Origin of the sequence: Kitasatospora sp. NPDC057738, assembly GCF_042798815.1 — a bacterium.
GTDB lineage: Bacteria > Actinomycetota > Actinomycetes > Streptomycetales > Streptomycetaceae > Kitasatospora > Kitasatospora lactacystinica.
The window spans coordinates 1-8,213 of record NZ_JBHVJT010000049.1 but is presented as its reverse complement, the minus strand read 5'-3'; the positions used below and the strand labels follow the sequence as shown (position 1 = coordinate 8,213).

Below are 8,213 nucleotides of genomic sequence, written 5' to 3'. Positions count from 1 at the left end.
GTCTACTACCGCCGCCCGACCGCACCGGAGTTCCCCGCTGAGATGTCGGCGGAGGCCCGCAGCGTGGCCTCCGCCGAGGCACGACGGGGGTTCGGCGGCCTGCTGTCGGCGCTGCCCTGCCGGTGGCTGCCGCCGCCGGGCCGCGCGGCGGATGCCGAGTACAAGCCGTTCCAGCTCCGGGTGGCGGCCGAATGCGGGCTTCGGGTCCCGCGAACGCAGTTCGCGGGCTTCGCGGCGCCGGACGGCAGCACCGTCCGCTGGTCGCTCTGAGGGTGCGGGAAGTCGGCGGCATCGACTTCCTGTGCGCGCGGATGCGGCTTTGCACCGGATTCCGGCCGTTCTGGTCCGGATAGTGGCTCGATCGGTGCGCTTGTGAGTGACTGAGCGCGTGCATAGCGTGACCGGGTCGCGCTGCGACGCTCACACAGACGATGTGGAGGTGGCTTCGCCATGCCTGGAACGCCCGAGTACACCGAACCCATCGAGCCCACGGCCGCCGTCGCCGCGGCGAACCGGAAGGCCGCGGAGGAGTCCCGGGCCGCCGACGAGAAGGACGGCCGGGACTTCGCCGACGCCAGCCGGTTCATGATCGCCCCGCCGGACGTCCCGGTCATCATGTCCCGCAAGGGCGGGAGCGAGGTGGTCTGGGACTTCACCGCGTACGAGTTCCTCGACCCGGACCTGCGCGCCGAGATGCCGACGGTCAACGGGAGCCTCACCGGCAGGGCGAACTGACCGCGGTCGCCGGGCTGTTCCACGTCACCAGCTGTCCGGCGTACCGGGTCTACCAGGTGCGCGGCTACGACCTCTCCAACATGACGATCATCGAGTCCGACGAGGGCCTGGTCGTCATCGACCCGCTCGCCTGCTACGAGACCGCGCAGGCCGCGCTCCGGCTGTTCCGGGACAGGACCGAGCTCACCAAGGAGCAGCGGCCGGTCAAGGGCGTCGTCTACACCCACTGCCACGTGGACCACTTCGGCGGTTCGCGCGGCCTGTTCGCCGAGCTCGGCGATCCGCTGGAGCCGGGCGTCCCCGTCGTCGCGCCGGAGGGCTTCCTCGAACACGCCGTCAGCGAGAACATCTACGCGGGCCCGGCGATGGCCCGGCGCGCCCAGTACATGTACGCGGCGCAGCTGGACAAGGGGCCGACGGGGCAGGTCGGTGCCGGCCTGGGCCTGACCATCTCCACCGGCGAGGTGACCCTCGTCCCGCCGACCGTCCACATCGGCGGGCCCGAGCACCAGCCGGTGCCGAAGGCGCAGTGGAACGAGCAGGCCCACGTCATCCCCTGGCGGCCGGGGCTGTACCAGTACGAGCTGGCCGGCGTGCAGCTGCTGTTCCAGCTCACCCCGGGCACCGAGGCCCCGGCGGAGATGAACATCTACCTGCCGGGCGCCAGGGCGCTGTGCATCGCCGAGAACGCCACCCACACCATGCACAACATCCTCAGCCTGCGCGGCGCGCAGGTCCGGGATGCGCACGCGTGGTCGAAGTACCTCACCGAGGCGATCCAGACCTTCGGCAAGGAGACCGACGTCCTGTTCGCCTCGCACCACTGGCCGATGTGGGCCCAGGTGGACGAGTCGACCGGGAGTCCGAGCAACGCGCGCATCCTCGAATTCCTCAACGAGCAGCGCGACATGTACGGCTACCTCAACGACCAGACGCTGCGGCTGATCAACGCCGGCCAGACCGGCATCGAGATCGCCGAGGAGCTGAAGACCCTCCCGCCGGGCCTGAACGACCGCTGGTACGACCGGGGTTACTACGGTTCGATGAGCCACAACCTCAAGGCCGTCTACCAGCGGTACATGGGCTGGTACGACGCCAACCCGGCCCACCTGTGGGAGCTGCCGCCGGTGCAGGCGGGCGCGGCCTACGTGCGGGCGATGGGCGGCGCGGAGGCGGTGGTGGCCAGGGCGGCGGAGGCGTACGGCCAGGACACCCCGGAGGGCTTCCGCTGGGCGGCCGAGCTCCTGAACCACGTGGTCTTCGGCGCGGCGGCGCAGGACGGCGGGATCTCCGCGGAGGCCCTCCAGCAGGCCAAGGAGCTCCAGGCCAGGGTCCTCACCCAGCTCGGCTACGGCGCCGAGAACGGCACCTGGCGCAACGCCTACCTGGTCGGCGCCCAGGAGGTCGTGGCCGGTCCGCAGCCGGCGATCCTCAGCCAGTCCTCGTCCGACCTGATCCGCAGCACGAGCCTGGAGCAGTACTTCTCGGCGCTCGCCCGCAGCGTGGACGGGCCGGCGGCCGCCGAGCAGTACCGCGTTCCGATCGTGCTGGACTGGGTGTTCACCGATGAGACCGGCGTCGAGACCGGCGTCCGGTGCACCACGACGCTCCGCAACGGGGTGCTGGTCTTCGTCGACGGCGGCGACCGCCTCGTCGGCGTCCCGGACGCCGTCATCAGGCTGACCCGCGGGACGCTCAACGAGCTGGCCGAGCGGCCCGGGTTCAAGCGCAACTTCGACACGGCGGTCGAGGACAAGCTGGTCCTCCTGGAGGGCGAGCACGCCCAAGAGGCGGCGGACCGGGTCTTCGGCACGCTGACCCTCCCCGACCCGCAGTTCCCGGTCGTCACCCCGTAACGGCCCACCCGGCAGGACCCGTTCCGGCGGTTCCCCGCTCCCCCGGGGGGCCGCCGGGGGGCCGCCGGGATGCCGCCGGGATGCCGACGGGTGCCGACGGGGTGCCTCCGGGATCGGGACCGGCTCCGAACACGTCGCACCGCCGAGCTGCTGCTCGGCGGGGCGAGGTGCTGTGGGGATCGCGCGGTCAGGGCTGCTGCGGGTCGGGCTGCTGCGGGTCGGGCTGGGGCGCGGTCGCCGGGCCCGCGCCGGGCGCCGGGCCGGTGGGGGCCCCGGTCCCGGTGCTGTTCGGGTTGGTCTTGGGCGCCGGGTCGGGGATGTCGGCCATCGGCAGGGACTGCTTGGGGGTGCCGCGCAGGGCCTGGTTCATGGCGTCCCGCCAGATCGGGCCGGGGCCGTCGGCGCCGAAGACCTCGGCGCGGTACTTCCCGTTGATGGTGATGTTGCGCATCTCCACGCCGCCCTGGGGGCCGCCGATCCAGACGGCGGTGGCGAGCTGCGGGGTGTAGCCGTTGAACCAGGCGGCCCGCTTGCGGTCCGAGGTGCCGGTCTTCCCGGCGATCTGCCGGTTGTCCTCCAGGCTGAGCGCCGCGCCGGTGCCGTTGTTCTCGGTGACGCCGTTCAGGACGGTGTTCAGCGCCCGCGCCGTCGAATCGGAGAACACCTTCTCGCACTGGCCGGCCGGGACGGGGACGTCCTTGCCGTCGACGGTGGTGATCCGGTTGATGGCGACCGGGGCGCAGTGGGTGCCCTGGGCGGCGAAGGTCGCGTAGACGTTGGCCATGGTCAGCGGGCTCATCTCCTCGACGCCCAGGGCCATCGCGGGCACCTCCTCCAGGGGCTTGCCGCTGGCCTTGGTGGTGATGCCGAGCTTGTTGGCCATCTGCTTGACCGCGCAGAGGCCGATCTCCTGCTCCATCTGGATGAAGTAGGTGTTGACCGAGAGGGCCATCGCCATCTTCAGCTGGTACGGGCCCTTCTCGCTCGCGGACTCGTTGGGGACGACCGTCTTGGGCCGGGCGTCGTTCTTCCAGGTCCCTTCGCAGGTCTTCATCGTCGGGTACTCGAGCTTGTTGGGGGACGAGTACTCCTGGGTCGCCGGCAGGCCGGCCTCCAGTGCCGCGGCCGCGACGACCGGCTTGAAGGTGGAGCCGGGCTGGAAGCCGTTGCCGCCGCCCATCGCCGCGTCGACGTTGAGGTTGACGACGGTCTGGTTCTGGTTGGTGTCCAGGCCGTACGGGCGGGTCTGGGCCATCGCCAGGATCTTGCCGGTACCGGGCTCGACCATGGAGGCGGCGGCGGACACGGTGTCGGTGACCCGCACGTTGCTGCTCACCGCGTTCTGGGCGGCGGCCTGCTTGTCCGGGTCCAGCGTGGTGTAGATGTTCAGGCCGCCCTGGTTCCAGAACTTCTTGCGCTCGTCGGCGCTCTTGCCGAAGACCGGGTCCTGCTTGACCACGTGGCGCACGTAGTCGCAGAAGAAGCCCATCCCGGCCTGCGCGGTGATGCAGCCGTTCTGCGGGGCCTTGAAGTTGAGGCCCAGCGGGGTGGCCTTCGCCTCCTTCGCCTGCTCGGCGGTGAGGTGCTTGTTCTCCAGCATCTTGTCGATGACGGTGTCGCGGCGGTTCTGCGCGGCCTGCGGGTGCAGCTTCGGGTCGTACTGGGACGGGTTCTGCACCAGCCCGGCGAGCGTGGCCGCCTCGGCGACGGTCAGGTCCTTGTTGCTCTTGCTGAAGTAGCGCTGGGAGGCGGCCTCCACGCCGTAGGCGCCGTTCCCGTAGTACGTGATGTTGAGGTAGTTGGTGAGGATCTGCTCCTTCGGCACCTCCTCCTCCAGCTTGATGGCGACCTTGAGCTCCTGGATCTTGCGGCCCAGGGTCTTGCGCTGGGCCTCCAGGACGGCGTCCCGGTCGTCGCCGGCCTGTTCCACGTTGACGTTCTTCACGTACTGCTGGGTCAGGGTGGAGGCGCCCTGGGAGGTGGTGCCGCTCTCCGCGTTCTTGCTGATGGCGCGCAGCACGCCCTTGAGGTCGACGGCGCCGTGCTCGTAGAAGCGGGCGTCCTCGATGTCGACCTGGGCCTGCCGCATGAACGGCGACATCTGCTCGGCGGTGATGACGGTGCGGTCGCGCTCGTAGACCTTGGCGATCAGCCCGCCCTTGGCGTCGAAGATCTGGGTGGCCTGGGTGAGCGGCGGGGTCTTGAAGTCGGAGGGGACGTCCTCGAACCCCTCCGCCGTGTTCTTGGCCGCCAGCCCGATGCCGCCGGCGACGGGCAGGGCGAGGCCGGCCAGCAGGACGCCGGACACCACGCTCACCCCCAGGAAGGTCGCACCGAAGCGGGCCAGCCGGAGCGGCGCCTTGCGGGGCGGCTGGGCGGCCGCGTCCTCGGCGGAACTCCATATCGGGGGGTGATTCGAATCCATTCCGGAATGCTAACCGGTGAAAGTCACCGGCCGAACGGTTTTTCGGGCGTGGTTGTCACGGCTGTGCAACAGGCGGGGGACCGGCTCCGGCAGGGCGGGTCGTGTACGCACTGAATGAATGCGGGGGAATTGGGTGGTCCGTACGCAATGCGGACCGATCCGTGTGCGGCGCCGCCCCCTCCCGTGGTCCTGCACTCACTGTGATGCGGTGGGCGGGCCGAAAGGTTGCGGGCGTCCGGTCAGGCGGCGGCACCTCCGGTCCCGGGGGCGGCGTCTTCGGCCTCGGGAGCGCTCTCCAGGACCGCTTCGACGTCGACCTCGACGTCGACCAGGTTGCCGACCACCGTGCCGCCCCGGTCCACCACGTCGTTCCAGCTCACGCCGAAGTCCTGGCGGTTGATCCGGGTGCTGGCGGTGAATCCGGCGCGCCGCCGGGGGCCCAGGTCGCGCCCGTCCTCCCACCACGGGGTGTCCCACTGCCCGAGGTAGGTCACGTCGAAGGTGACCGGGCGGGTCACGCCGCGGATCGTGAGCCGGCCGGTGACCTCGAAGCCGCTCGCGCTCACCTGGTGGACCTGCGATCCGACGAAGCTCCAGGTCGGGTGGTGCTCGACGTCGAAGAAGTCGGCGCTGCGCAGATGCGCGTCCCGCTCGGGCGAACCGGTGTACACCTGGGTCGCGTCGATGGTCGCCTCGACCCTGGCCTGCTCCGGAGCGTCCGGGTCGACCTCCAGGAAGCCGTGCACGTTCTTCAGCTGGCCGCGCACGTAGGTGACCATCATGTGTCTCGCGCGGAACTCCGCACCGGTGTGGCTGGGTTCGAAGAACCATTTCGTGGTGGCCATGGCGACTCCGTGGGGTGGTGGCCGGCGGGTCCCCGAGATTCCCTCCAGCCAGCGTAGGACGAAGCCGGCCCGCGGTCGTCCGGACGGCGGCCGACCCGCACCGCCGCCTCCCCCGCCGCGGCCTCCCGCCGGACCGGCGGCACCGCCGCGGCCGCCCGCCGGACTGGCAGCACCACCGCGACCGGGCCAGGCTGGTGGGGACGGACCGCCCAGCCGAGGAGGCAGGTATGACCGGCGAGCCGATCCCGGGGATCGACCCCACCGCGGTGCCCAGCGGCGAGGGCTGCGCGGAGTGCCTGGCCGGTGGCGGGTGGTGGTTCCACCTGCGGCGCTGCGCGGCCTGCGGCCACATCGGCTGCTGCGACTCCTCCCCGGCCCAGCACGCGACGAAGCACGCCCGCGGGGCCGGCCACCCGTTCCTGGTCAGCTTCGAGCCCGGCGAGGACTGGTTCTGGAACCTGGAGACCGGCGCGTACTACGAGGGCCCGCCGCTGGCGCCGCCCACCGCCCACCCGGCCGACCAGCCCACCCCGGGCCCGGCCGGCAAGGTCCCCGCCGACTGGCAGTCGCGGCTGCACTGACGGCCCCGCGGCCGCACCGGCGGCCCCGAGGCATTCGGCCGGGCACAACCGAGCCGGTCACAGCCGGGCCGGTCACAGCCGGGCCGAGCCGGGCACAGCCGGGCCGGTCACAACCGAATCGTTCCGGCGGCCCCTTGCGCCTCGCAAGGGGCCGCCGGGCGCTGTCCGCCCGCCCGGACACGGCGGAAATCCGGGCGACTCCCGCGGGCTTGATCCTCTACGGTGAACGCGCCCAGGGCGGCCGTTTACCGCCCGTCGACGTGGCGCGACCAACGCGCCCGCACCCCAGGGGGTCCCCTGCCATGACGCGCACCCTTGTCGCAGAGCTCCACGCGCACCTCGGAGAGACGGTCACCGTCTACGGGTGGGTGAACACGCTCCGACTCCAGCGGCGCATCCAGTTCGTGCTGGTCCGGGACCACACCGGTCTCGTGCAGGTCACCCACCTCCGCGGTGGGGAGGGCGATGCCGTCGAGGCCGCCTTCGAGGGCGTGACGGTCGAGTCCGCCGTGAAGATCACCGGAAAGGTCGTCGCCAACCCGCAGGTCAAGCTCGGTGGGCTGGAGATCGTCCCGTCCCGGGTGGAGGTGGTCTCACCGGCCGAGCCGAAGCTGCCGATCGACGAGAGGACCGGTATCGACCAGCGCCTCGACTGGCGCTTCCTCGACATCCGGCGCCCCTCCCAGCACCTGGTCTTCGACGTCCAGACGACCGTCGAGCGGGCGATGCGCGAGGTGGCGGCCGAGGAGGGCTTCACCGAGCTGCACACGCCGAAGCTGATGGGGACGGCCTCCGAGTCGGGCGCCGAGGTGTTCGAGGTCGGCTACTTCGGCCGCACCGCCTACCTCGCCCAGTCCCCGCAGTTCTACAAGCAGATGGCCATCGCCGGCGGCATCGACCGGGTCTTCGAGATCGGGCCGGTGTTCCGGGCCGAGCCGTCCTTCACCTCCCGGCACGCCACCGAGTTCACCGGGGTCGACGTCGAGATCGCCTGGATCGACGGGGTCGAGGACGTGATGGCCTTCGAGGAGCGGATGCTGCACCGCGTCCTGGCGGCCGTGGCCGAACGCCACGGTGCGGCGATCGCCGAGCACTTCGGCACCGCGGTCACGGTCCCCGGGCTGCCGTTCCCCCGGATCACGATGGCCGAGGCGCTGGCCCGGCTCCGCGCCACCGGCTGGGACCGGGAGGGCGTCAAGGACGACCTCGACCCCGAGGGCGAGCGCGCGCTGTGCGCCCTGATCGCCGAGGAGACCGGGCACGAGTTCGTCTTCGTCACGCGGTTCCCGGCCGCCGTACGGCCGTTCTACCACCTGCGGCCCGAGGACGACCCGACCGTCACCGAGTCCTTCGACCTGCTGTGGAAGGGCGTGGAGATCACCACCGGCGCCCAGCGCGAGCACCGGTACGACCGTCTCGTCGCCCAGGCCCGGGAGAAGGGCATGGACACCGGGCCGCTCTCCGGATACCTCGACTGCTTCCGCTACGGCACGCCGCCGCACGGCGGGCTCGGTCTGGGGCTCGGCCGGCTGCTCATGCTGGCGCTGGGCCTGCCGTCGATCCGTGAGGCGACGTTCCTCTTCCGGGGCCCGCACCGGCTCGAACCGTAGGACTCGAACCGCAGGACCCGAACCGTAGGACTCGAACCGTAGGACTCGAACCGCAGGACCCGAACCGTACGGCTCGAACCGTACGGCTCGAACCGTACGGATCGAGCCGTGGACGGGAACGGACGGCCGGAACGACGGAACGGGCCGCGCCCGAGGAGGTC

General features: G+C 71.4%; 6 protein-coding genes and 1 pseudogene. 5 read left to right on the top strand and 2 right to left on the bottom strand.

Annotation, left to right across the window (positions count from 1 at the left end):
- From ACFVGO_RS24980 to ACFVGO_RS24970, 3 genes and pseudogenes are all read left to right on the top strand, one after another.
- Positions 1-270 (top strand): annotated as a pseudogene (locus tag ACFVGO_RS24980) (hypothetical protein); the annotation flags it as partial.
- A gap of 180 nt (positions 271-450) precedes the next feature.
- On the top strand, positions 451-735 hold the full coding sequence (locus ACFVGO_RS24975) for a hypothetical protein (protein WP_380358738.1): 285 nt from the start codon (positions 451-453) through the stop codon (positions 733-735).
- 56 nt (positions 736-791) lie between these two features.
- Positions 792-2,591: an alkyl/aryl-sulfatase gene (locus tag ACFVGO_RS24970; protein ID WP_380634113.1), complete on the top strand. Its 1,800-nt coding sequence runs from the start codon at positions 792-794 to the stop codon at positions 2,589-2,591.
- A 187-nt stretch (positions 2,592-2,778) separates the two neighbouring features.
- Here the strand turns inward: ACFVGO_RS24970 and ACFVGO_RS24965 are convergent, their stop codons facing one another.
- Positions 2,779-5,016 carry a transglycosylase domain-containing protein gene (locus ACFVGO_RS24965; protein WP_359905087.1) on the bottom strand — a complete coding sequence of 746 codons (2,238 nt, stop codon included), beginning with the start codon at positions 5,014-5,016 and terminating at the stop codon, positions 2,779-2,781.
- A 239-nt stretch (positions 5,017-5,255) separates the two neighbouring features.
- A complete protein-coding gene (locus ACFVGO_RS24960) occupies positions 5,256-5,861 on the bottom strand; it encodes a YceI family protein (RefSeq protein WP_359905084.1) in 606 nt (201 codons plus the stop codon).
- A gap of 227 nt (positions 5,862-6,088) precedes the next feature.
- On the opposite strand from ACFVGO_RS24960, the gene ACFVGO_RS24955 reads away from it, so the two are divergent.
- Both ACFVGO_RS24955 and aspS read left to right on the top strand, forming a co-directional pair.
- The gene (locus tag ACFVGO_RS24955) at positions 6,089-6,442 is read left to right on the top strand and encodes a UBP-type zinc finger domain-containing protein (RefSeq protein WP_359905082.1); all 354 of its coding nucleotides are present in this window, start codon (positions 6,089-6,091) and stop codon (positions 6,440-6,442) included.
- A 302-nt stretch (positions 6,443-6,744) separates the two neighbouring features.
- Positions 6,745-8,052 carry an aspartate--tRNA(Asn) ligase gene (gene aspS, locus ACFVGO_RS24950; RefSeq protein ID WP_359905079.1) on the top strand — a complete coding sequence of 436 codons (1,308 nt, stop codon included), beginning with the start codon at positions 6,745-6,747 and terminating at the stop codon, positions 8,050-8,052.
- Positions 8,053-8,213 lie beyond the last annotated feature (161 nt).

What these genes read in the sequence shown, in the direction of transcription:
- ACFVGO_RS24975 (WP_380358738.1), top strand. Translation starts at nt 451, where the DNA reads ATGCCTGGAACGCCCGAGTACACCGAACCCATCGAGCCCACGGCCGCC.
- ACFVGO_RS24965 (WP_359905087.1), bottom strand. Translation starts at nt 5,016, where the DNA reads ATGGATTCGAATCACCCCCCGATATGGAGTTCCGCCGAGGACGCGGCC.
- ACFVGO_RS24960 (WP_359905084.1), bottom strand. Translation starts at nt 5,861, where the DNA reads ATGGCCACCACGAAATGGTTCTTCGAACCCAGCCACACCGGTGCGGAG.
- ACFVGO_RS24955 (WP_359905082.1), top strand. Translation starts at nt 6,089, where the DNA reads ATGACCGGCGAGCCGATCCCGGGGATCGACCCCACCGCGGTGCCCAGC.
- aspS (WP_359905079.1), top strand. Translation starts at nt 6,745, where the DNA reads ATGACGCGCACCCTTGTCGCAGAGCTCCACGCGCACCTCGGAGAGACG.